Below are 23723 nucleotides of genomic sequence, written 5' to 3'. Positions count from 1 at the left end.
CTTTTCTTTTGTAAATATTTTCTCACCAGAACACAGAATACCATAAACAACGAGGAAATGATAAAGGAAATTCTGTCGGTGTTGAACATTTAGTGCCGCAATTTTCGTAAAATCGGTAAATTAAAAGAGATAATTTAGGGAAAAATAATGATAGTTTTAAAAGGAAGAACAATAAAAATATTCATATAATACTAAAAACGTTCACAAAACGTCAAAAATATGATAATATTTGATTGTTTTTGAAAGAAAATGCTTGAAATGTGAAATCGTTTACAGTATGATGTTCTTAAATTAAGTTGTTTTTTTATGAGGGTAAAAATCTTATTTATCGTAATCTGTTTAGTTAATGTTAATCACCTCAAAGAAAATGACATAATCCCAAGATATACCCTAAAAGGGAGCGTGATAATCTTGTTAACACCTGAAAGGCATGAACTTATTTTACAATTACTAAAACAACATAGTGTTGTGAAAATTCAAGATTTGATAGATGTTTTGAATACTTCAGAATCCACCATCAGACGCGATTTAACTCAATTAGAGCAAGAAGGGTTCTTGAAACGAGTGCATGGTGGTGCAGCTAGGCTTCAAGGGAAAATAACGGAGCAGAGTATGAGTGAAAAAGCGTTCAAAAACCTCCAAGAGAAAAAAATGATTGCGGCATACGCAGCAAAGCTAGTAGAAGATGGAGATAGTATATATTTGGATGCTGGTTCAACCATTAAAGAAATGATTCCATTCTTAAAGAATCGAGACATTGTGGTGGTAACGAACGGTCTTACGCATATGACAAGCTTACTAGAAGCTCGTATTCAAACCTATATTACAGGTGGTTATGTAAAAGAAAAAACAAACGCGTTAGTCGGTCGTGGTGCATTATTAAGTCTTGATAACTATCGATTTGATAAGTGCTTTATGGGTGTCAATGGTATTCATCCTGAATATGGGTATACTACTGCTGATCAAGAAGAAGCAATGGTGAAAAGCAAAGCAATATCATTGTCAAGAGAAGCTTTTTTTGTCGCAGATGATAGTAAATTCTCCGAAGTTTACTTTGCAAAGATAGCTGATTTGCACAATGCTTCTATTATTACTAACTATCTGGATGAAGAAGTAAACGATTTATATTCAAGGAAAACTAGCATAAAGGTTGTGAAAGAATGATTTATACCCTAACGTTAAATCCTTCTGTCGATTATATTATCGAAGTGAAAGAAGTGCATTTAGGAGAACTAAATCGGTTAGAAAAAACAAGTAAATTTGCGGGTGGAAAAGGAATAAATGTTTCTAGAGTGTTAAAAAAAATGGGCGTGCCAAGTAAAGCGTTAGGATTTGTCGGCGGATTTACTGGAAGTTTTATTGAAACACAACTATTGTCAGAAATGATTGAAACAGATTTTGTGAAAGTAGAAGAAGATACACGTATCAATGTGAAGTTAAAGACTGATACAGAAACAGAATTAAACGCAAATGGACCCACTATTTCTGAAGAAAAGTTTCAGGAGTTAAAAGAGAAGATTGCTTCTTTAACGTCAGAAGACCTACTAGTATTAGCTGGAAGTGTTCCATCTACTCTTCCTAAAACGACTTATGAAGAGCTAGTCAAGATCTGTCATGCGAACAATGTTTCTTTCGTCGTAGATGCAGAAGGTGAATTATTAAAAGCAGTCTTGCCTTATCAACCGTTTTTAATCAAGCCTAATCATCATGAACTTGGTGAATTGTTTGGAGTAACTATTTCGACTCCAGAAGAAGCGATTCCGTATGGAAAAAAACTATTGGAAATGGGAGCGCAAAATGTGATCGTCTCATTAGCAGGTGATGGTGCAGTCTTGATTACTCAACACGAAGAAATCATTAGTACGGTTCCAAAAGGGCAAGTGAAAAGCTCAGTTGGCGCTGGAGATAGCATGGTAGCAGGCTTCTTATCTAAATATAAAGAAACACAGGATATAAAAGAATCCTTCCGCTACAGTATTGCCTCAGGAAGTGCGACAGCTTTTTCAATTGGATTATGTACAAAGGAAAAAGTAGAAGAACTTCTTCCGCAAGTACAAGTCCAATCATAATGGTCACACACCATTTTATTAGAAAGATATTGGAAAGTGGATAAAAATAAAATTAAAGGGGAGCGTTATAAAATGAAAATTACAGAATTATTAACGCAAGAGACTATCCTTTTGAATATAGAAGGAAATGGAAAGCTTGATGCCATTAATCAGTTAGTGGATATTCTTCATTCAGCAGGAAAATTAACAGATAGAGAAACGTACAAGCAAGCGATTTTAAAAAGAGAAGAGCAAAGTACAACGGGAATTGGTGAAGGAATAGCAATTCCCCATGCAAAAACGAGTGCTGTAAAAACTGCTGCCATTGCGTTTGGGCGATCAAGCAGTGGTGTTGACTATGAATCATTAGATGGACAGCCGGCAAATTTATTTTTTATGATCGCTGCACCAGATGGGGCTAACAATACTCATCTTGAAGCACTATCAAGATTATCTACATTATTGCTTAAAGAAGAAGTGCGCTCGAAATTATTAAATGCGGCTTCTAAACAAGATGTAATATCAATAATTGACAGTTATGATGTAGAGGAAGAAACAGCTGACGAAAATATTGCTGATAAAAAGAATTTTATTGTGGCAGTAACTGCTTGTCCAACGGGGATTGCTCATACCTATATGGCAGCAGATTCATTAAAGGCGAAAGCAGCTGAAATGGGTGTTGATATTAAGGTTGAAACAAATGGTTCCGGTGGAGCAAAAAATGTTCTGACAGCAGAGGAAATTGAAAAAGCAACGGCTGTAATTGTTGCTGCTGATACGAAAGTGCAAATGGAACGCTTCAATGGAAAACATGTGCTTGAAACCCCTGTTGCAGATGGTATTCGTAAGCCTGAAGAATTAATCAATCGTGCTATTAAACAGCAGGCACCAGTATATAATGGTGGATCAGGTTCTAATTCCAGCGAAGAAAACGCAGGGAAAAAAGGAATCGGTGGTCAAATTTACAGACACTTAATGAACGGTGTTTCGAACATGCTGCCATTTGTTGTTGGTGGCGGAATATTAATTGCTATTTCCTTTATGTTTGGTTATAACTCAGCTGATCCGAATGATCCGAGTTATAATGCTTTTGCTGCGGTTATTAAATATATTGGCGGCGATAATGCCTTTGCATTATTAGTGCCTGTTCTTGCTGGATTTATCGCAATGAGTATTGCTGATCGTCCTGGTTTTGCTCCTGGTATGGTTGCAGGATTTATGGCTGCTCAAGGTGGTGCTGGTTTTCTTGGTGGTTTAATCGGCGGTTTCTTAGCTGGTTATTTAGTTGTCGGTCTAAAGAAAGTGTTAGAAGTACTTCCTAGATCATTAGAAGGTATTAAAACGATTCTGCTATATCCATTATTAGGAATTTTCTTTACTGGCATTATTATGAATTATGTGATTATGGAACCTGTTACAGCTATTAACACTGGAATGACCAATTGGCTGTCAAATATTGGTACTGGTAATGCGGTCTTCTTAGGAATTATCTTAGGGGCGATGATGGCATTTGATATGGGTGGACCAATCAATAAATCAGCATATGTTTTTGGAACAGGGCTAATTGCAAATGGTGTATTTGAGCCAATGGCTGCTATTATGGCCGGTGGAATGGTTCCGCCATTAGCAATTGCTTTAGCAACTGTTTTATTTAAAAAGAAATTTACAAAGCAAGAAAAGGATGCAGGTTTAACAAACTTTATTATGGGTCTTTCCTTTATTACAGAAGGTGCTATTCCTTTTGCAGCAGGTGATCCATTACGTGTTATTCCATCTGTTGCAATTGGTGCCGCAGTTACGGGTGGACTATCAATGTTCTTCCATATCGGTTTAAGAGCACCACACGGCGGTGTGTTCGTAGTTGGATTGGTTGATGGAAATCCATGGCTATACCTATTGTCTATTGTAATAGGTGCGATCATATCAGCCTTATTATTAGGACTATTAAAGAAGCCTGTTCAACAAAAATAAATATTGAAAAAGCTGTAAATTGACTTATAATCGTTAATTTACAGCTTTTTTAGTATGGTCAAAGAACCGATGGAGAATTTTTCTATTGGTTTATTTTATTTTCTTCTTGACCATCGACATACTTTAAACGAAAGAAGGCAGCAATCGCAGCGATTAATGTAACTGCACTTAATAAATAAAATTGTAAATGGTCGATATGCTTCATTAAAATCGCCATAATAGGCGGTCCTGCTGCGACTCCGATAAACCGCATACTACTATATATACTTGTAATGGTTCCTCTTTCTTTTTTTTCAATTCCCTCTGTAATAAGGGCATCTAGAGGTGGTAAACTAGCACCAATACCTATGCCAGCCAATGTTAGAAAGAGAATGATAAACCACATATTGTCAGAGAAGTTAAGTGCAATCGTACCAATAATGATTGCAAGCAATCCAATAAAAGTAATCCAGCGCATTAAGTTTTTGTCCTTTTTAATTTTTTTCCCGGTAATGTAGGAAGTAAGACATAAAGCTCCTAGCGGTATAGCAAGATAGAGCCCTTTTTTAACATTTTTTATATGATATTTCTTTTCTAATATATCTGATAGGTAAAACATTTCGGCAAATAATACAAACATAACGATTACACCAATAAAGAAAATGGCATAGAGCCATTTTTTATCTTTATGCATAGTTTCTTTTGTATGCTGTATAAATTCCTTAAATGGTACAGGTTTTTCATTACTTTTTGGAGATTTCACAAAGATTAAAATTAGAATGATGGAAACCAAACAGAAGACAGGAATAGACATAAATGGGATGAACCAAATAAATCCTGCCAAAAAAGCTCCAAGGATGGGACTAAGTACTTTCCCAAAAGTGTTTGCTGTTTCAATAACGCCTAAAGTACTACTAACTTGTTCTTCATCTTTAAACAAATCACCTACTAGAGGCAATACTATTGGGAAGGCACCAGCTGCTCCAACGCCTTGGAGGGCGCGTCCGATAAGGATAATCCAGTAACTGTTATCCATCAGCCATGCGGCAAAACCAGAAATTACTCCGCCAATACCAGCAATAATTAGGCTGGGAATAATCACCCTTTTACGGCCGATACGATCGGAAAGATAGCCTGCCACGGGAATTAGTATGATCGCTAAAACAGAATAGACTGTAATAATCATACTTACCTGAAAAGAAGATATATCTAGCTTTTTTTCAATAGCTGGCAATACTGGAATCAGCATACTGTTTCCAAGGGTCATTACTAATGGGATGGAAGAAAGTGAGAATATCGCCATTTTCGAAACCTTGACATTTTGCTTCTTCGCTGTCTTTTGTGCTTTGTTTGTAAGGTTTACTATGTTTTTATCATCATTTACATGATCCATTTTCATTCTCCCTGCTTTCAAATAGTTAACTATAGTTAATATGTACAGCCACGGCAAAAAATAAAGCATTTTCTATCATCCAAAAACTGGATTTAATCATTTTGTTTATTAGCACTTTTCGTATAGTTATATGGTATGATGTAATAAAAATAGTGGTGGTGTTTATACGTGGGAAAAATTATCACACTTAGTATTGGGAAGGAAAAAACATTTATATGGAAAAATAAAAGCGTTTCTTCCGCGATTGGCAAAGAAAAAGTGAGTGAAGTCATTCTAACGTTTGATGGTTTTGTAGGCGATGGTGTTGCTAATCCAGCTTTTCATGGTGGCAAGGAAAGGGCTGTCTGTTATTATCCTTTTGAACATTATAAAAAATGGGAAGAAGAATTTAAAACAAAAATAAATCCTCCTGCGTTTGGGGAAAATATATGCGGAACGGAATTTACAGAAAAAAGTACATATATCGGGGACATCTTTTCGTTAGGATCTGCAGTTGTTCAGGTAACACAAGGAAGAGTACCATGTTCAACCATTTCAAAATATAATCAGATTGATCCATTTTTAAGTAGAATAGTGGAAACTTGTTATACTGGCTATTTTTTTAAGGTGCTAGAAGAAGGAGTAGTCAGCGAAGATTCTACGATGGAGCTTATAGAACGTCCGCAGAACAAGATATCAGTTTGGGACGCAACAAAAGTAATGGTTCTTGATCGTAAAAATAAAGAAGCAATCCAATCAATCCTGCAAATCGACGAGTTAGCAGAAGATTGGAAGAATCGCTATAAAAAGGCACTTCAAAAAACTACATGAATTTTTGAAGAAAATGGTTGACTTTTATGTGAGAGTTCACTATTATGTAATTAACATATCGAACGGCAATGATGAAGAGTAGTATCTTTATTGAAAACGTCAGAGAGCTGGTGGTTGGTGTGAACCAGTGTGGACGATAAAGAGAATGGACTTCTGAGCTTCTAAACCGAACCAACTTTTGTAGTAGGCTTTAGCGAATGTCTCATCGTTACAAGAGACAGAAATTTGTCTTATAAGACTGATTTCTTAAAGTGAGCTTGATTTAATTAAGCTAATGAAGGTGGCACCACGGGTTTCTCGTCCTTTTTATAGGAGAGAGACCCTTTTTTATTTTCAAAAAAATATGGGAAAAACAATGATGAAGAGTAGTAAGTATAAGAAAGATGTTAAAGAGAGTCGGTGGCTGGTGTGAACCGATACATTGATTATACCGAATGGACTTCTGAGTGTAGGCTTGAACAAGAAGTATGGCCTGACGGTATCCTCCGTTACCGGGATAGAGTATAATATTGTACTCGATAAGAGAGAGTGAAGCTTCACTCTAACCTGAGGTGGTACCGCGGTTTATGAATCGTCCTCTATTTGCAAATGATCATGCAGATAGGGGACTTTTTTTTATAGAATTTTAAAGCTGAGCATTTTTCAAAAGCATCTGACTAGGAGGATTTATGATGGAAAAAAGCATTTTGTTAATCGATGAAATCCAAGGAGATACACTGACACCCATTAGTATTTATCAAAGGTTATCTGGAAAAAAGAAATTCTTGCTCGAAAGCTCATTAAAACACGAAGATTCGGGAAGGTTTTCTATCATTGGCTGCGATCCAACCTTTGAAGTTATTGGGAAAGGATTGGAAACAACTATTCTGGAAGGGGAAAAGCGAGAAATAAGAAAAGGAAGAGCACTTGACTTAATCAGCGAATTTTTGCCTGAAAAAAAAGCGCCACTTCCCTTTCAACTGCCAGTTAATGCAGGAGCTTTTGGATATGTTGGGTATGACAATATCAGACTTTATGAAAACATTGGCCCAGAAGCAAAGGATGAAATCGGAATCCCAGATGTGCATCTTATGTTTTTTGAAGATTTAGTAATTTTTGATCATTTAGAACTTAAAGTTTATTTAATTGCTAGCCCATTAAAAGACACTACAACGGAAAAAGAGTTAAAGTTCCGCCTGCAGATAAGAAAGTTAGAGATTACAGCACCATTTAAAGAAGAATCACCTGAGGTAAAGTTAACTCCCTTTCAAGCGAGTATATCGAAAGAACAATTTATGGAGAAAGTGAAGAAAGCAAAGCATTATATTTTAGAAGGAGACATCTTTCAAGTAGTTCCTTCGCAGAGAATGACAGCTAAGATAGAAGGATCGCCCTTTTCTTATTATCGTAAACTGCGTATCAAAAATCAGTCCCCATATATGTATTTCTTTGATTTTGCAGATTATGCAGTGCTTGGAAGTTCGCCTGAGAGCTTGATTAAAACTATAAATGGCAACGTCATTACCAATCCTATTGCAGGTACAAGACCTAGAGGTAAGACGAAGGAAGAGGATGCTCAGTTAGAACAAGATTTACTGCTAGATGAAAAAGAATTAGCGGAACATAAAATGCTTGTTGATTTAGCAAGGAATGATGTTGGCAAAGTGAGTAATTTTGGCAGTGTTTCTGTTGATAAGTATATAAAAGTAGAAAAGTTTAAGCATGTTATGCACCTTGTATCAGAAGTTAGTGGAGATTTAAAGAAGGATTACTCATGTGTAGATGCCCTAATTGCTTGCTTGCCTGCAGGGACAGTGTCAGGTGCACCTAAAATTAGAGCAATGCAAATTATAAATGAATTAGAAGGAACAAAGCGAGGTATTTATTCCGGTGCTGTTGGCTATTTTTCCCAAAATGGGAATATGGACTTTGCTTTAGCTATCCGTACGATGGTTATTAAAGACAAAAAGGCATACATTCAAGCTGGTGCTGGAATTGTTCACGACTCCATCCCAGAAAAGGAATATGAAGAAACAATCCATAAATTAAAATTATTTTTGGAGGGACAACATGATTTTATTAGTCGATAATTATGATTCTTTTACGTATAACTTATTTCAATATTTAGGGGAGTTGGGAGAAGAGATAAAGGTTGTTCGAAATGATGAAATAACTATAGAGGAAATTCGGACATTAAATCCTCATGGCATTGTTTTGTCTCCTGGACCAGGCAGGCCAGAAAATGCAGGCATATTAATTGAACTTATCCAATCCCTTTATCGGGAATTTCCCATATTAGGGATTTGCTTAGGGCATCAGGCAATTGGTTATGCCTTCGGTTCAGAGATAGTGAAGGCAGTAAATGTCATGCATGGAAAAACATCGACATTACAAGTTACTGGTCACCCCTTTTTCCATGCTTTGGAGGAACCGATTGAGGTGATGCGTTATCACTCTCTTGTTATAAAAAAGGATACATTAACGAATGACTTTGAGGTTTTGGCTAGTTCAACTGATGACCATGAAATTATGGCGATCAAACATAAAGATTATCCCCTGTATGGCTATCAATTTCATCCAGAATCGGTCGGGACTGAGAGCGGGAAGCAATTATTGCAAAATTTTATCAATGAAACTCGAAAGGAAGTGCAGAGATGAAACACTATGTGGAGAAAATCATGGCGAATAAGTCATTAACCGAAACAGAAATGGAAGGAGCTGCGGATCTTCTTTTTTCTGATGACATTACCGATACAGAAATTGCTGCTTTTATGACCAGTTTAAAAATGAAGGGAGAAACAGTGGAAGAAATCGTGGGTATTGTAAAAGCCGTTCGTAAACAAACCTTGTCTTTTGCTGAACCAGTCAGTGGGTGTATCGATAATTGTGGTACAGGTGGAGACAAATCACAAAGCTTTAATATTAGCAGCACTTCGGCATTTGTGTTAGCTGGAGCTGGAATTCCTGTCGCTAAACACGGAAATCGCAGTATATCTAGTAAGACAGGAAGTGCGGATGTATTAGAAGAGCTTGGCATTAAGTTAAATGTTACTCCAGAACAAAATATGCAGCAATTAGAAGAAGTAGGAATCACTTTCTTATTCGCACAACATGTGCAGCCGAAAATGGGCAGAATAATGAAGGTTCGACGAGAATTAAAACTTCCAACTATATTTAATCTGATTGGTCCATTAACTAATCCAATTTCTTTAGAAAGCCAGGTGTTAGGAATATACAGAAGCGATTTATTACTTACTTTTGCGGAAAGCTTACGGAAACTTGGTAGAAAACGAGCGGTAGTATTAAATGGAGCAGGTGGAATGGATGAAGCTTCCCTACAAGGTAGTAATCAACTTGTCATTTTACAAGATGGAAGAATAGAGAAAACCATTCTTACTCCAGATGATGTTAATCTTCCCTATTATACAAATGATCAAATACGTGGAGGCGATGCAAAGGAAAATGCAGCACTTTTATTAAAAGTGTTAAAAGGAGAAAAAGGTGCTTATCGAGATACGATCCTGTTAAACGCAGGCATTGGCATTTATACAGCAGGAAGAGCGGAAAGTATTGGAGAGGGAGTACATTTAGCAAAGGAAAGCATTGATTCTGGAGCAGCACTTTATAAATTAAACCAATTAGTAGAGGTTAGTAAAGAATTGGAAGGGGCAGGGATTTAAGTGACAACCATATTAGATAAAATTATTACCAAAAAAAGAGAAACAATTGCTGATCTTTATGAGAGAAAGGAAGTACTGCATACGAAGAAGCATTCTTTTAAAAAAAGATCCTTTATAGAGAAATTGAAGGATGCGGAAAACTTAGCAATTATAGCTGAGTTTAAACGGGCGTCCCCATCAAAAGGGGATATAAATATCGATAAAGATCCTAAGGAACAGACGAAAATGTATGAAATATATGGTGCAGATGCCATTTCTGTTTTAACGGATACACCATTTTTCAAAGGAACATATGAGGATTTGGCGGAAGTAAGAGAAACAGTAAATCTGCCGATTCTCTGCAAGGATTTTATCGTCGATAAAATTCAAATTGATTTTGCGAAATATTATGGAGCGGACATTATCCTATTAATTGCTGCAGCTTTAAAAGATAAAGAACTTCATGAGTTATATACGTATGCAACAGATATTGGACTTGAAGTGTTATTAGAGGTTCATAATGAAGAAGAGTTAGAAAGAGCTTTAAAGACGAAGGCCGAATTAATTGGGGTCAACAATCGGAATTTAAAAACATTTGAAGTAACATTAGATACTACCGAGAAGCTGGCAGGAAAAATCAAAGAAAGTGGCAGGTATATGATTAGTGAAAGCGGCATCTCCACATATGCAGATATCCAAAAAGTTAGTGGTAGCGGAGCAAATGCTATTTTAGTTGGGGAAAGTTTTATGAAAGCAGCGGATCTTGAAACGAAAATGAAAGAAATGAAAGTGTCTATAAGGGCGGAGATAGAATGAATGTAAAAATTTGCGGAATTACGACAATAGAAGCAGCAGCATGTGCTGTTAGCTATGGTGCAAGTGCAATTGGTTTTGTATTTGCAAATAGTAAAAGAAAAATAAGTGAAAAACAGGCTAAGGATATTATCGCTACTCTTCCTAAAGACTTAATGAAGGTAGGCGTTTTTGTCAATGAGTCCAAAGAGAATATAATGAAAATTGTGAATGTTACAGGAATCAATGTAATTCAACTTCATGGTGATGAAACGGCAGAATTCGCAGCAAGTTTTTCCTTGCCAATCATTAAAGCATTTAGTATTTCCACGCCAGAGGATTTAAAACAAGTGGCAGCTTATCCTTGTGACTATGCACTACTTGATAGCCCGAGAGGAAAGTATCATGGCGGAAATGGAATAGCGTTTGATTGGAATTTGTTAAAGGGTTATGACTTTGGCAATAAGAAAGTTATTCTTGCCGGCGGGCTAAACGAAAATAATCTTACGGAAGCAATAGAAACCACCCATCCATTCATGGTCGATGTAAGCAGCGGCGTGGAGACAGATGGCGAGAAAGATTTAGAAAAAATAAGAGTATTTTTAGAATTAGCAAAAACTGTTCAAATTTAAGAAAAGAGGGAGCTTATTATGACAGAAACTTATGTTTATCCAGATCAAAGCGGCCATTTTGGAATGTATGGAGGAAGATATGTTCCGGAAACACTGATGCTGGCAGTAACAGAACTTGAAGCGGAATATAAAAAGGCACAAGAAGATCCCGCTTTTCATGAAGAATTAAATAATCTCTTAAAGGACTATGTAGGCAGAGAAACACCGCTATATTATGCAGAAAATCTTACAAAATATGCTGGCGGTGCAAAAATCTATTTGAAAAGAGAGGATCTAAATCATACTGGTGCTCATAAAATCAACAACTCTCTTGGACAGGCGCTCCTTGCAAAAAGAATGGGCAAAAAGAAGGTTGTCGCAGAAACAGGAGCTGGCCAGCATGGAGTAGCAACAGCGACAGCATGTGCTCTATTAAACTTAGAATGTACGATTTTCATGGGAGAAGAGGACATACGAAGACAGAAATTAAATGTCTTTCGAATGGAGTTGTTAGGCGCAAAGGTTGTTGGTGTTACATCTGGAAGTGCTACCTTAAAGGACGCATGTAATGAAGCTTTACGTTATTGGGTAACAAATGTGATAGATACTCATTATATTCTTGGATCTGTTATGGGACCACATCCATTTCCGATGATGGTACGTGACTTTCAAAGTGTTATTGGTAAAGAAGCGAAAAAACAATACATCGAAAAAATCGGCAGGCTACCTGAGGCGATTGTGGCATGTATCGGCGGCGGTAGTAATGCAATGGGAATCTTTTACCCATTTATTGAGGAGGAAAATGTTGCTTTATATGGAGTAGAGGCTTCAGGACATGGTCTTGATACAGATAAACATGCTGCGTCATTGTCGAAAGGAAAACCAGGTGTTTTGCATGGTTCTTATATGTACTTATTGCAAAACGAAGACGGTCAAATCCAAGAAGCACACTCTATTTCAGCTGGCTTAGATTATCCTGGGATTGGTCCTGAACATAGCTTCCTACATGATATCGGTCGTGCTATCTATGAATCTGTTACAGATGACGAAGCCTTCGAAGCACTTCAATTACTTTGTAAGGTTGAAGGGATTATCCCTGCTTTAGAAAGTGCACATGCCATCAGCTATGCAGTAAAACTGGCAGCGAAGATGAATAAAGAGGAAGGAATTATTGTTTGTTTATCTGGTAGAGGAGATAAGGATGTAAATACAGTTATGGAAAGAATGGGGGAGTAAGAGGATGATAACAATTGAAGCAGCCTTTAAAGCGGTACTTGATAAAGGGGATAAAGCGTTTGTTCCATATATCATGGCTGGAGATGGAGGACTGGAAACATTAAAGGAGAAAGTACTTTTCCTAGAAGAAGCAGGTGCAACAGCTATTGAACTTGGTATTCCATTTTCTGATCCAGTTGCGGATGGACCTATTATTCAAGCAGCAGGGATTCGTTCTCTTCAAGCGGGCACTACGCTTAAAGGTGTTTTAGAAACTATACAGTCATTTAGAGGGTTAACGAATATTCCGCTTGTTATCATGACTTATTTAAACCCTATTTTAGCCTATGGAGTAGAGAAATTTTTTCAGGATTGTGAAGAAGCAGCGATTAATGGATTAATCGTTCCTGATCTGCCTGTTGAAGAAGAAGTATTATTAGAAGAAGCAGCAGCAAAATATCGTGTGGAAATAATTCGATTAGTAACCTTAACAAGTCCCTTAGATCGTATCGAAAAAATTGCCAAAAAAGGAAATGGCTTTTTATATGCTGTAACTGTTACCGGAATAACGGGATCTCGCTCAAGCTTCCATAATCATTTAGGAGCCCATTTATTAAAGGTTAAGGAAGTTAGTCCTATCCCGGTTCTGGCTGGATTTGGAATTTCTTCTCCTGAACATGTTATGAGCATGACAGAATATTGTGATGGTGTCATTGTAGGAAGTAAAATTGTACAACTATTTTCAGAAAATAAATTAGAAGAAATAAAAGCGTTAATAGCTGCTAGTAAAAAAGGGAATACATTACCTGCTATTTAAGATTGGGACATATGTGTTTTATTTAGTGATAATAGTGAACAATATGAAAAAATTGCAAAATTCTTTATTTGTTTAGGATATAAAAGAAGGTTTTAGTGAGGGCTGCTGTTTATTTACCAGCAGCTTGAATACACTTCGTTTTCCGTTGGGCTAGCTGTTACCCTATCCCACAGGGAGTCTTGGTGTATTCAGGCTGCTCTATTTTTTTCCATTAAATAAATATTTTTGGGGATTTTTAATACTCTTTTGAGAAAAATTAGAAGAAAGTATTCTATATAAAACTGATAATTAGCTTTTAGCTTAATAAAGGGATTATATATTTTAATAGAATGGCTATTTCGCCTTGTTACAATTCTTTTTGAATAGTTGCTAAAAATATATAAGGTTCATTTCCGTATTTTTAAAAGTGCTCTTTACTTTTTGCATCTATCAATTTCGACAATCTTGTTTGCGAATATAAAAACTGGAATTCAACTACATATTATTCCCCAAATTTATATTTTGATATAATCGTTTATTTTCTTTGGTCAGCGCCTTGATCAGCGGGGAAACTGCATGTTGTTTAAAAGAAAATTCCGGAATAATATAGGAAAAATATCTGGTGATTGGTCTATTTTTTATCCGTAATATTTTTAGACTCCCCATGAAAATTTCTTTTTGAATAGCATATTTAGAGAGAATTGAAATGCCTAAATCAGCTTCGATTGATTCTTTAATAATCTGTATGCTCCCAAATGACCGAATCACCGGCGGGGAGAATGCCTGATCATGAAAAAACTGATTAATAATCTGCCTCGTTCCGGAATCCTCTTCTCTTAAAATCCAAGTTTCCTCATATAAATCGCTTAATTCCACAAATGTTTCATTTGCAAATCGATGATTTTTACTGACGATGATTACTAATTCATCTTCTTTAAAAGGTGTAATGGAGAGGTGAGGGTGTGTTTTTAAAGGACTATCAATGATGCCTAAATCAATTTCTCCACGTAATAGTTGATCAACAATACGGTTGGAATTTCTAATACTTATCATTGGTTTCTCTTGATTTTTGTTGATTCTTACATTTTTAGCCATTATTTTTGGCAGTAAATACTCTCCAAATGTAAAGCTTGAACCGATGGTGAGAGGACGGCTCTTTTTTTCGGAAAGGTGTTCTATTAAATCATTTACTTCTTTGTACTCCGATAAAATTTTCTTAGCATGAAAATAAAAGAGTTCGCCTGCTTTAGTGAGTTTTACATACTTATTCGTTCTGTCTAGGAAGGTAACATTATATTTTTTTTCCAAGGCTTTAATAGAAAGTGTTACTGCTGATTGCGTAATATGTAAGCTTTCTGCGGCTCTCGTAAAATTCAGTTTTTCAGCAACGGTTACAAAGGTTAAGAGATGATAATCCAAAAAAACACGCTCCTTTATAGAACATAGAATACATGATACATTAAGATACCATTTTTCAAGATTAGCTAATATTTAAAGGCAGTTCTTCTTTCTATCTATTATACTAAAAACTACTAAAGAAAAAAGAGTAATTAATGGAATAATCTAAAAATAAAGAATATTAACTAAATTAATTTTTTCCTTTTTTAAAAATAAAAATATGCAATCAGTCGTTACTCCTATTTTCCTATTCCTCTTTAATTATTTCGAAATGATAAATATTTTTCTTGTAGAAAAAGTAAATTGCTAATATAATCAATAATGATTCTCATTACGCTCGAATCTGGTAAAAGATTACATTGTTTACTATGGAAAAATCGAAGTAAAGGAAGAATAGTATCTTGCAACAATAAAAAAAGGGGAGAAAAACTAGTTATTTGGTAAAACGGTAATTAAAACGATAGGAGTGAAGGAGAAAGATTATGATAACACGCTTTTTTACATATTATAAGCCACATAAAAAATTATTTACGCTCGACTTCTCCAGTGCAATAGTGGTTGCTTTATTAGAGCTGGCATTTCCACTTGCCGTTTCTTGGTATATTGATGAACTTCTTCCAGAAGGAAATTGGAGTAGTATTTTATCTGTAGGTGTGGGTTTGCTGCTATTATATGGTATAAGTACTTTTCTTCAATACATTGTTAACTTTTGGGGACATAAATTAGGGATTAATATTGAAACAGATATGAGAGGTCAATTATTTACTCATGTGCAAAGACAATCCTTTTCGTTTTTTGATAATACGAAAACGGGACATATTATGAGTCGGATTACCAATGATTTATTTGATATTGGAGAACTGGCCCATCATGGACCAGAGGATTTATTTATTGCCATTATGACATTTGTCGGAGCATTTTGGATCATGCTTACGATTAATATTAAACTAGCACTTATCGTTATTTTTATTGTTCCAATTCTTGTTTGGTTAATTACATACTGTAACCGAAGCATGAACAAAGCTTGGGGACAAATGTATGGAGATATTGCAGATGTCAATGCAAGAGTGGAAGATAGTGTATCTGGTGTGCGTGTTGTACAATCATTTACAAATGAAGAATTTGAGATTTCACGATTTACAGTGAATAACCGAAGATTCCGTAAAGCCAAAATCGGTGCATATAAAGTAATGTCGATTACTTCTTCTTCGGTTTATATGTTAATGCGATTTTTCACATTAGTCGTGCTAGTATTTGGTGCATGGTTAACTTTTAATAATCAGATGAAAATTGGCGAATTAGTATCTTTTATCCTTTTTGTAAATATACTGCAAAAACCGATTGATAAGATTAGTGCGATTTTGGAACTCTATCCGAAAGGAATGGCAGGATTTAAACGGTTCTTGGAGTTGTTAGATACTGAACCAAAAATCCAAGATCGGGAAGATGCAATTGAAGTAGAATCATTAAAAGGAAATATCCATTTAAATGATGTATCCTTTAGTTATGATAAAAATCCTGTCTTGAAAAATATCAATCTTTCCATTGCTGCTGGTGAAACAATTGCTTTTGTAGGTCCATCCGGAGCCGGAAAGACAACTATTTGTTCATTAATACCACGTTTTTATGATGTAAATAGTGGTAGTATTAAAATTGATGGTATCGATATTCGTGATATGACAATGAGTTCATTAAGATCACAAATTGGAATCGTACAGCAAGATGTCTTTTTATTTACAGGTACGCTGAAAGAAAATATAGCGTATGGAAATTTACATGCTACAGATGAAGAAATTTACGAGGCAGTAAGAAGAGCGCATTTGGAAGAGTTAGTGCTTAAATTACCAGATGGCTATGAAACCCAAATTGGGGAAAGAGGATTAAAGCTTTCTGGTGGTCAAAAACAAAGGATTGCCATCGCTCGGATGTTCTTAAAGAACCCGCCAATTTTAATATTGGATGAAGCAACTTCTGCCCTTGATACAGAAACAGAATTAATTATTCAAAATTCTTTAAATGAACTAGCTAAAAATCGAACTACATTAATTATTGCTCATCGGCTTGCAACTATTCGTAATGCTGATCGCATTGTAGTAGTTACTGAAAATGGGATAGAAGAAGAAGGAAAGCATGATGAATTATTAGAGCGTAATGGTATTTTTGCTAACCTTCATCGCGTTCAATATCAACGATAATCGTATGAGGCTGGGACATAACTAGCCTCTAATAAAGAGAAAGGTGAATTTGAGGGGACTCAAATTCACCTTTCTCTATTTTTTCATGTTAATTCTTCTATTATCTTAGTTAATGGCAGTGAATTTTCTTAAATTCACTGCCATTAACGCGAGACCCATTTCGTTTTCCACCTTCGATTTTCCTCGTACAGAAAATCGAGTGAAACGCAAATTAGCCTTCAAGAATCCAAAAACTGGTTCCACATCGGTTTTGCGTTTTCGATAGATGGCACTCGTTTTCTCTTCTGAAAGCTTCGCTCTCACATATTCTTTTTGCTGTTCCCATTTTTTGTTCACCATTAGTTTTCGATTGTTTCCTTCTTTTGCCTTGGTACATGATGAGCGGAATGGGCATCCTGAACAGTCTTCGCACTCGTAGATTTTGAAACTCCTTTGGAAACCTGTAGCGTCCGTTCGGACAGAATGATATTGAAATTCTAAACGTTTCTGATTAGGGCATATATATGTATCGGTTTCTTGATCATATTCCCAGTTATCAGGATTAAATGTATTTTGTTTGTACTTTTTCTTTTGTTCCTTCAAAAACATGTTATATGTTATCAGTGCTTCTCGGTTTCTGTTTGAGAGAATATCACTAAAGTTTTGTTCACTACCATAACCTGCATCTGCAACAATATGTTTCGGTAACTCGAAATAATGTTGCTCTATCTCATCTAAAAATGGAATTAACGTACGTGTATCTGTTGGGTTTGGAAATAAACTATAAGCAAGCGCATATTGACCTTCCGTTGCGATTTGTACATTGTAACCAGCTTTCAATTGCCCGTTTTTCATATAATCATCTTTCATTCGCATAAATGTCGCATCTAGATCTGTTTTAGAATAGCTATTACGTGGTCCAAAGATTTTAAGATCCTGTTGGTACTTCCGTTTTCTCAAGACAAAATCAATCAACTGTTTACGCACTTGTTTCGGGTATTTTCGTTCACTTCGTAAGGCTTTTCGTTCAGTAACGTCTGAAGATGCTTCCATTTGTTTATCATATTCGGTCACTACTTCTTCTACTTTTTGAACCATTTGAGTGAGCTCTCCAAATGATAACTGTTCATCACTTTCCCGTTCAATTTGGGGGATGATTTCGTTCTCAAGCAACTCATTGTACAACTGGTTTGACTTATCGATTAAACTCTGATGAAATTTCTCAATCGCTTTCTTCCAGACAAACGTAAATTTATTCGCATTCGCTTCAATCTTTGTACCATCGATAAATATCGCTTCTTGATCGATCAGTTTTTCTTCAATCAATTGGCAGCGAAATTGGATAAAACATTGACGGATTAAATCTTTTACTTCTGGTTGAACACGAAATCGGTTAATTGTACGATAGCTTGGTTCATACCCTTGAGCTAACCACATCATACGGATACTGTCTTTTAATAGGGCCTCCATTTTACGCCCCGAAAAGACAGATTGAGTGTAGGCACATAGAATAATTTTAAGCATCATGCGTGGATGATAGGCAGGACAACCTTCATTTCGAAGAAATGGTTCAAACGCTTCTTGAGGGATACTTTCCACTAAATGATGGACATGGAAGGCAATATCATTATTTTGTAACTTTACTTCTAAATCTAAAGGTAAAACGATTTGATTCATGGTATAATCTTTAAACATAAGGACACTTCTTTCTGATTAGATTTTGTGTGGTAACTTAATTTTATCAGAAGTTGTCCTTATTTTTTATTGTAAATAAGCAAAACGGTGAAATTTTACTTGTCGTAAAATTTCACCGTTTTTTTCGTCTGAGAGGAGGGTTTTGTCCCAGCCTCTTTTTTTATGATTTGGTCACAACAAGAAGCATCCACAATTAAATAACACAAAAAACATAGTTTAGAAGGAAATGAAAAAATTATTGTTATTAATATCCAATATGCGATATATTGGATATAAGTTTTTTGATTAACAAAAATAAGGGAGGGTAACAATTGAGGCCAATCATTTTAGGGATATTTGCAGCTTTATTTTTTGCGTTTACTTTTGTAATAAATCAGTCTATGGAAATAGGAGGAGGAAGCTGGATTTGGAGTGCTTCTCTGCGTTATTTTTTTATGGTCCCGTTATTGCTCCTAATAGTTGGATGGAGAAGGAATTTAACAGCAGTATGGAAAGAATTAAGAAGGAATCCAGTTCCTTGGATCCTTTGGAGTACAGTAGGATTTGGCTTGTTTTATGGAGGTATTTGTTTGGCAGGGGCATATGGACCTGGTTGGCTGGTAGCAGGAACATGGCAGCTGACTATTATATCTGGAACATTGCTTGCTCCCTTTTTTTATGAGCAAAAAAGGGATAAAAACGGCAGTATTCAAAATATGAGAAGGAAAATTCCTTTTAAGAGCTTAACCTTTTCTATGTTAATTGTCTTAGGTATTATCATTATGCAGCTTGAATTTGCCGTATCCATTTCCTTGAAGAATGCATTATTTTGCCTTATTCCAATTCTTATTGCATCCTTTGCCTACCCACTAGGTAACCGGAAGATGATGGAGGTGTGTGATGGGAGATTAGATGTATTTCAAAGGGTATTAGGTATGACTGCAGCTAGTATTCCTTTTTGGGTTCTATTATCAGGTGTTGGCGCGTACACAGTAGGATTACCGAGTAAGCAGCAAGTGTTTCAGTCGGCCATAGTCGCCATATTTTCCGGGATAATTGCTACCATCTTATTTTTTGCCGCAACAGATTTAGTAAAAGACAATTTGATTAAATTAGGAGCGGTAGAGGCAACACAATCATTAGAAGTTTTATTTGCCTTAATAGGAGAAGTTCTATTTCTTTCTGCCCCCTTACCTAGTCATTTAAGTTTTTTTGGTATCTGTTTAGTTATGTTCGGAATGGTTTTACATAGTGTATATTCAAGTAAAAAAATACACATAAATAGAAGCATGGAAGCATCTTCATAAATGTTATGATCGTATGTTGAAGGAAAGGTAAAAATTTTGTTAAAATCCTAATGATTTTATGAAGTTTTGTTAGACTTATCGGAATTTTTTACTTTTTTATCCCCATTCGTTATACTATGTTAATGAGTAGGGAAGGTAAATTTAGAAGTTGATTATGTTAGTCAGAAGAAATGATTTGAATTTTGTTATTACGTTGATTGGCAAAAAATTTTAAGGATTATTGCAAACAGTTTATTTCGCATAGAATGAACAAGTTCTGTTTCAAAAATCTAAGTTATGGTAAAAAAAGATAAATATACAGCTTAAGAATGCGGAAATTCTGACAGTCGTGTTTTTTGGCTATCACTTCTAAAAATAATCATTAGGAGGAACAGCAAAATGACAAAGAGGTTAGAAGACAAAGAGATTAAATTAATCGCACTAGATATGGACGGTACTTTATTAGACGAAAAAGGAGAAATTCCAGAAGAAAATAAAAAAGCGATTAAAGAGGCTCATGAACAAGGACTGCATGTTGTATTAAGTACTGGTCGAACTATTGCAACATGTAGAGATCATGCAAAAAGTTTGTTATTAAACTCTTATCTAATAACAGTAAATGGTAGTGAAATATGGGATATGAATGGTAATTTAATCGAAAGAAATCTTGTTGATGCAAGCAATATCCAATGGATGTGGGAACTAGCACAACAGCATAAAGCGAAAATGTGGGCTGCTAGTTGTGAGAAAGTCTGGGTAGATGAAATGCCGGAAGACATCAATAAATCAGAATGGCTCAAATTTGGCTATCATATAGAAGATGATAAAGTTCGTGAACAAGTATTAACTAGCTTAAACGAGAAAAAATGCTTTGAAATCAGCAATTCTTCTCCAGTAAATATTGAGGTCAATGCGCTTGGTATAAATAAAGCAAAAGGACTTAAAAAAGTGTGTGAGCTTCTAGATATTACAATGGATCAAGTATTAGCGGCTGGAGACAGTTTAAATGATATTAGCATGATTAAAGAAGCAGGAATAGGCGTTGCCATGGGAAATGCACAAGATATAGTGAAACAGACAGCAGATGTTGTTACCTTGACGAATAATGATAATGGTGTCGCTTATGCTATCAGAAAATGGGCCTTAAAAAAAGAAATGGCTGGGATAAAAAAATAATCTCTTACTGATAAATAGAACAAAAAATTTTTGGCTATTCTTATAAATTTCAAAAAACGATTGAAACAATAGTGAAAACTGCTTATAATTAGAAAAAAGAAAATCGAACGAAGCGAAAGGATTAGTATGTGAGAACCTTTCATAAAAGAGAGTGAAGTTTATAAGCTGAAAGACTTCATAATGAAAGAACACAGAACCTGCCTTTCAAGTCCTGCTGCAGTAGGCGCATTTCTTGCGTTATCAGACAAAGTGGAATCAATTTGTATATTGGTTCAATTAAGGTGGTACCACGGAAAGCTCATTTTCGTCCTTTTATGAGGATGAAAATGAGCTTTTTTAATTGGGTGAATTCGGATTAACTTAGTACGGAGGAAATCAAATGGAGAAGAAAAGAATTGTTGTAAAAATCGGGAGCAGCTCTCTTACAGATACAAAAGGTGCAATCGATCAATCAAAGCTAAGTGACCATATCGCAAGCATTGCAAAATTAAGAGAATATGGTCATGAAGTACTTTTAGTATCTTCAGGAGCAGTGGCTGCGGGCTTTGGAAAACTCGGCTATCCTTCAAGACCGGTTACATTGAAAGGGAAACAGGCAGCAGCAGCAGTTGGTCAAAGCTTGCTAATTCAAAGCTATAATGAACAATTAAGTAAGTTTGGGATTGTTCCCGCTCAAGTATTACTAACAAGAAATGATTTTTCCAAACGTGATCGCTACCGAAATGCTTATTCTACATTAACGGAATTATTAGAAAGAAATATCTTACCAATTATAAATGAGAATGACACCGTATCTGTAGAAGAATTAACGTTTGGAGACAATGATATGTTGTCTGCCCTTGTTAGTGGACTTGTCCATGCCGATCAGTTAATGATTCTCACAGATATTAATGGCTTATATGACAAAAATCCAAAAGAAGATCCTTCAGCAAAACGGATTGATTATTTGCCTGAAATAACGGTGGAATGGAAGAATGCTGCTAAAGGATCTGGTTCAAAGATTGGAACTGGTGGCATGAAATCAAAGTTGATTGCTGCAGAAACAGCTAATTCCTTAGGAGTAAAGGTTTTTATTGGAAAAGGCGAGGGAGAGAAGAAGCTCATCGATATTATAGAGGGGAAAGGAGACGGAACCTATATTGGTTCAGATGCTTTATCATCTATTAACAATAATCGACAATGGATATCCCTCCATTCTACCGTTGAAGGCAGTCTCTATGTGGATGAAGGGGCAGAAATGGCCTTGCTAAATAAAGGTGGGAGCTTGCTGCCAGCTGGTATTTATAAAGTCGAAGGGCTCTTTGAAAAAGGAAATGTTGTCGAAGTCTATGGTGAAAAAGGAGTTATCGGAAAAGGGGAAGTACTCTATTCTTCAGAAGAGCTAAAAGCTATTATTACACAAAGAGCAGAAGAAAAAACAATGATAAAACATCCAAAAATCGAAGTTATTCATCGTGATAAATGGGTGAAATTATAAAAAGGAGAGATGGAAAATGGGCGAAGTATATCAAAAAGGTAAATTAGCAAAGAATGCAAGTTATCAATTATTAAATAAGACAACAGAACAGAAAAATGCAGCTTTATCCCTTATTAGCAAGCAATTAATAGAGGACCAAGATTTAATTATAAAAGCTAATAAAATAGATCTTGAAAACGGGAAAGAAAATGATCTATCTCTTTCTGTTTTAGATCGAATTATGCTCGATGAAAAACGGATTAATAATATGGCCTTAGCACTAAAAGAGTTAATTAAACTAAATGATCCAGTCGGTGTTGTGGTAGAAAAAATTGAAAAAGAAAACGGCTTAAAAATTATTAAGAAAACTGTGCCAATTGGCGTAATGGGAATGATTTATGAGGCGAGACCAAATGTAACGATTGATGCAGCAAGTCTTGCTCTGAAAACAGGGAATAGTATTATCTTAAGAGGAAGTTCATCTGCTAAGCAATCAAATCTGGCTCTTGTTGATACAATCCATCGTGCACTGGAGAAATCCGCAATTCCAAAAGAAGCCGTCCAGCTAATTGAAGATACAAGCAGAGAAACAGCGAAAGAACTATTTCATTTAAAAGAATTTTTAGATGTACTAATCCCTCGTGGCGGCAAAGGGTTAATTGATACGGTAGTAAAAGAAGCAACCGTTCCAGTTATTGAAACAGGTGCAGGCAATTGCCATTTATTTATTGATGAAACCGCAGAGTTGAAAATGGCACTTACGATTAGTTTGAACGGTAAAATACAGCGTCCATCTGTATGCAATGCCTTAGAGACTATTTTAATCGAAACCAAATGGTTTGCTCAATATGGATTAGCTCTTTTAGAAGCACTACATCAAAATGGTGTGGAGATTTATGGAGATGACACTGTCTGCACTACTTTTTCTTTTGCAAAAAAAGCGACAGAAGAAGATTGGTATACGGAATACTCTGCTTTGAAAGTAAGTATAAAAATAGTAGATGGAGTTACAGAAGCAATTAACCATATTAATACTTATGGTACTAAGCATTCAGAAGCGATTATTACTGAAAATATTGAAAATGCAGAAACTTTTTTATCTGGAGTAGATGCTGCAGCAGTCTATCATAATGCGAGTACAAGATTTACAGATGGATTTGAATTTGGGTATGGGGCGGAGATTGGAATCAGTACGCAAAAACTGCATGCTAGAGGTCCAATGGGATTAAATGCCTTAACATCCTTTAAATATTTTATTTATGGAGAAGGTCAAGTTAGAAATTAATTGCTGGCAGTTACACCAGGG

Annotated in this window: 19 protein-coding genes and 2 other annotated features; of the genes, 16 read left to right on the top strand and 3 right to left on the bottom strand. The window is 35.7% G+C overall.

What is annotated here, in order from left to right; translation table 11 throughout:
• Positions 1 to 411 precede the first annotated feature (411 nt).
• The 3 genes from NSQ92_RS11310 (at position 412) to NSQ92_RS11300 (ending at position 4019) form a co-directional block, all read left to right on the top strand.
• The gene (locus NSQ92_RS11310) at positions 412 to 1164 is read left to right on the top strand and encodes a DeoR/GlpR family DNA-binding transcription regulator (RefSeq protein ID WP_047940581.1); all 753 of its coding nucleotides are present in this window, start codon (positions 412 to 414) and stop codon (positions 1162 to 1164) included.
• Positions 1161 to 2069, top strand: a complete 909-nt coding sequence (gene pfkB, locus NSQ92_RS11305) for a 1-phosphofructokinase (protein ID WP_047940582.1) — start codon at positions 1161 to 1163, stop codon at positions 2067 to 2069. Before NSQ92_RS11310 ends, pfkB begins: the two co-directional genes overlap by 4 nt.
• A 72-nt stretch (positions 2070 to 2141) precedes the next feature.
• Positions 2142 to 4019, top strand: coding sequence for a PTS fructose transporter subunit IIABC (locus NSQ92_RS11300; protein WP_095257217.1), 1878 nt, complete (start codon positions 2142 to 2144; stop codon positions 4017 to 4019).
• Between the two features lie 82 nt (positions 4020 to 4101).
• On the opposite strand, the gene NSQ92_RS11295 is transcribed toward NSQ92_RS11300, so the two are convergent.
• Positions 4102 to 5391 (bottom strand): MFS transporter, encoded by a 1290-nt coding sequence (locus tag NSQ92_RS11295; protein ID WP_095257218.1) that lies wholly within the window; start codon positions 5389 to 5391, stop codon positions 4102 to 4104.
• A gap of 168 nt (positions 5392 to 5559) precedes the next feature.
• Here NSQ92_RS11295 and NSQ92_RS11290 point away from each other — a divergent pair, with 168 nt between their 5' ends.
• From NSQ92_RS11290 to trpA, 8 genes are all read left to right on the top strand, one after another.
• Positions 5560 to 6201, top strand: a complete 642-nt coding sequence (locus NSQ92_RS11290) for an MOSC domain-containing protein (protein WP_144546363.1) — start codon at positions 5560 to 5562, stop codon at positions 6199 to 6201.
• A gap of 59 nt (positions 6202 to 6260) precedes the next feature.
• Positions 6261 to 6509 (top strand) — a binding site (T-box leader).
• Positions 6510 to 6547: 38 nt separating this feature from the next.
• Positions 6548 to 6783, top strand: a binding site (T-box leader).
• Between the two features lie 89 nt (positions 6784 to 6872).
• Positions 6873 to 8270: an anthranilate synthase component I gene (trpE, locus tag NSQ92_RS11285; RefSeq protein WP_095320909.1), complete on the top strand. Its 1398-nt coding sequence runs from the start codon at positions 6873 to 6875 to the stop codon at positions 8268 to 8270.
• Positions 8251 to 8838, top strand: a complete 588-nt coding sequence (locus NSQ92_RS11280) for an anthranilate synthase component II (RefSeq protein WP_095257220.1) — start codon at positions 8251 to 8253, stop codon at positions 8836 to 8838. The genes trpE and NSQ92_RS11280 overlap by 20 nt, the downstream gene beginning before the upstream one ends.
• Complete coding sequence (trpD, locus tag NSQ92_RS11275) at positions 8835 to 9860, top strand: anthranilate phosphoribosyltransferase (protein WP_095320908.1); 1026 nt, start codon at positions 8835 to 8837, stop codon at positions 9858 to 9860. Before NSQ92_RS11280 ends, trpD begins: the two co-directional genes overlap by 4 nt.
• On the top strand, positions 9861 to 10655 hold the full coding sequence (gene trpC, locus NSQ92_RS11270) for an indole-3-glycerol phosphate synthase TrpC (RefSeq protein WP_144546364.1): 795 nt from the start codon (positions 9861 to 9863) through the stop codon (positions 10653 to 10655).
• Positions 10652 to 11263, top strand: coding sequence for a phosphoribosylanthranilate isomerase (locus NSQ92_RS11265; RefSeq protein ID WP_047940590.1), 612 nt, complete (start codon positions 10652 to 10654; stop codon positions 11261 to 11263). The genes trpC and NSQ92_RS11265 overlap by 4 nt, the downstream gene beginning before the upstream one ends.
• A gap of 18 nt (positions 11264 to 11281) precedes the next feature.
• Positions 11282 to 12478 carry a tryptophan synthase subunit beta gene (gene trpB, locus NSQ92_RS11260; RefSeq protein ID WP_095257224.1) on the top strand — a complete coding sequence of 399 codons (1197 nt, stop codon included), beginning with the start codon at positions 11282 to 11284 and terminating at the stop codon, positions 12476 to 12478.
• A gap of 4 nt (positions 12479 to 12482) precedes the next feature.
• Complete coding sequence (gene trpA / locus NSQ92_RS11255) at positions 12483 to 13274, top strand: tryptophan synthase subunit alpha (RefSeq protein ID WP_144546366.1); 792 nt, start codon at positions 12483 to 12485, stop codon at positions 13272 to 13274.
• Between the two features lie 474 nt (positions 13275 to 13748).
• Here trpA and NSQ92_RS11250 read toward each other — a convergent pair whose 3' ends face one another.
• The gene (locus tag NSQ92_RS11250; protein WP_047940593.1) at positions 13749 to 14672 is read right to left on the bottom strand and encodes a LysR family transcriptional regulator; all 924 of its coding nucleotides are present in this window, start codon (positions 14670 to 14672) and stop codon (positions 13749 to 13751) included.
• Positions 14673 to 15133: 461 nt separating this feature from the next.
• Between NSQ92_RS11250 and NSQ92_RS11245 the strand changes: the two genes are divergently transcribed.
• Positions 15134 to 16846, top strand: coding sequence for an ABC transporter ATP-binding protein (locus tag NSQ92_RS11245; RefSeq protein ID WP_095257227.1), 1713 nt, complete (start codon positions 15134 to 15136; stop codon positions 16844 to 16846).
• A gap of 105 nt (positions 16847 to 16951) precedes the next feature.
• Here the strand turns inward: NSQ92_RS11245 and NSQ92_RS11240 are convergent, their stop codons facing one another.
• Positions 16952 to 18520 carry an IS1182 family transposase gene (locus NSQ92_RS11240; protein WP_341152358.1) on the bottom strand — a complete coding sequence of 523 codons (1569 nt, stop codon included), beginning with the start codon at positions 18518 to 18520 and terminating at the stop codon, positions 16952 to 16954.
• A 311-nt stretch (positions 18521 to 18831) separates the two neighbouring features.
• On the opposite strand from NSQ92_RS11240, the gene NSQ92_RS11235 reads away from it, so the two are divergent.
• From NSQ92_RS11235 to NSQ92_RS11220, 4 genes are all read left to right on the top strand, one after another.
• Positions 18832 to 19806: a DMT family transporter gene (locus NSQ92_RS11235; RefSeq protein WP_047940595.1), complete on the top strand. Its 975-nt coding sequence runs from the start codon at positions 18832 to 18834 to the stop codon at positions 19804 to 19806.
• A 378-nt stretch (positions 19807 to 20184) separates the two neighbouring features.
• Positions 20185 to 20961, top strand: a complete 777-nt coding sequence (locus NSQ92_RS11230) for a Cof-type HAD-IIB family hydrolase (protein WP_095320905.1) — start codon at positions 20185 to 20187, stop codon at positions 20959 to 20961.
• 379 nt (positions 20962 to 21340) lie between these two features.
• A complete protein-coding gene (gene proB / locus NSQ92_RS11225; RefSeq protein WP_047940597.1) occupies positions 21341 to 22438 on the top strand; it encodes a glutamate 5-kinase in 1098 nt (365 codons plus the stop codon).
• A 16-nt stretch (positions 22439 to 22454) separates the two neighbouring features.
• On the top strand, positions 22455 to 23702 hold the full coding sequence (locus NSQ92_RS11220; RefSeq protein WP_341152786.1) for a glutamate-5-semialdehyde dehydrogenase: 1248 nt from the start codon (positions 22455 to 22457) through the stop codon (positions 23700 to 23702).
• Positions 23703 to 23723: the final 21 nt, after the last annotated feature.

The organism is Niallia sp. FSL M8-0099 (genome assembly GCF_038006945.1).
Taxonomy (GTDB): domain Bacteria; phylum Bacillota; class Bacilli; order Bacillales; family Cytobacillaceae; genus Niallia; species Niallia circulans.
The sequence above is the reverse complement of the archived record's forward strand: the minus strand, read 5'-3'. Positions and strand labels throughout refer to the sequence as shown.

What these genes read in the sequence shown, in the direction of transcription:
- NSQ92_RS11300 (WP_095257217.1), top strand. Translation starts at nt 2,142, where the DNA reads ATGAAAATTACAGAATTATTAACGCAAGAGACTATCCTTTTGAATATA.
- NSQ92_RS11295 (WP_095257218.1), bottom strand. Translation starts at nt 5,391, where the DNA reads ATGGATCATGTAAATGATGATAAAAACATAGTAAACCTTACAAACAAA.
- NSQ92_RS11245 (WP_095257227.1), top strand. Translation starts at nt 15,134, where the DNA reads ATGATAACACGCTTTTTTACATATTATAAGCCACATAAAAAATTATTT.
- trpA (WP_144546366.1), top strand. Translation starts at nt 12,483, where the DNA reads ATGATAACAATTGAAGCAGCCTTTAAAGCGGTACTTGATAAAGGGGAT.
- NSQ92_RS11230 (WP_095320905.1), top strand. Translation starts at nt 20,185, where the DNA reads ATGACAAAGAGGTTAGAAGACAAAGAGATTAAATTAATCGCACTAGAT.
- proB (WP_047940597.1), top strand. Translation starts at nt 21,341, where the DNA reads ATGGAGAAGAAAAGAATTGTTGTAAAAATCGGGAGCAGCTCTCTTACA.
- NSQ92_RS11280 (WP_095257220.1), top strand. Translation starts at nt 8,251, where the DNA reads ATGATTTTATTAGTCGATAATTATGATTCTTTTACGTATAACTTATTT.
- trpE (WP_095320909.1), top strand. Translation starts at nt 6,873, where the DNA reads ATGGAAAAAAGCATTTTGTTAATCGATGAAATCCAAGGAGATACACTG.
- NSQ92_RS11220 (WP_341152786.1), top strand. Translation starts at nt 22,455, where the DNA reads ATGGGCGAAGTATATCAAAAAGGTAAATTAGCAAAGAATGCAAGTTAT.
- trpD (WP_095320908.1), top strand. Translation starts at nt 8,835, where the DNA reads ATGAAACACTATGTGGAGAAAATCATGGCGAATAAGTCATTAACCGAA.
- NSQ92_RS11240 (WP_341152358.1), bottom strand. Translation starts at nt 18,520, where the DNA reads ATGTTTAAAGATTATACCATGAATCAAATCGTTTTACCTTTAGATTTA.
- NSQ92_RS11265 (WP_047940590.1), top strand. Translation starts at nt 10,652, where the DNA reads ATGAATGTAAAAATTTGCGGAATTACGACAATAGAAGCAGCAGCATGT.
- pfkB (WP_047940582.1), top strand. Translation starts at nt 1,161, where the DNA reads ATGATTTATACCCTAACGTTAAATCCTTCTGTCGATTATATTATCGAA.
- trpB (WP_095257224.1), top strand. Translation starts at nt 11,282, where the DNA reads ATGACAGAAACTTATGTTTATCCAGATCAAAGCGGCCATTTTGGAATG.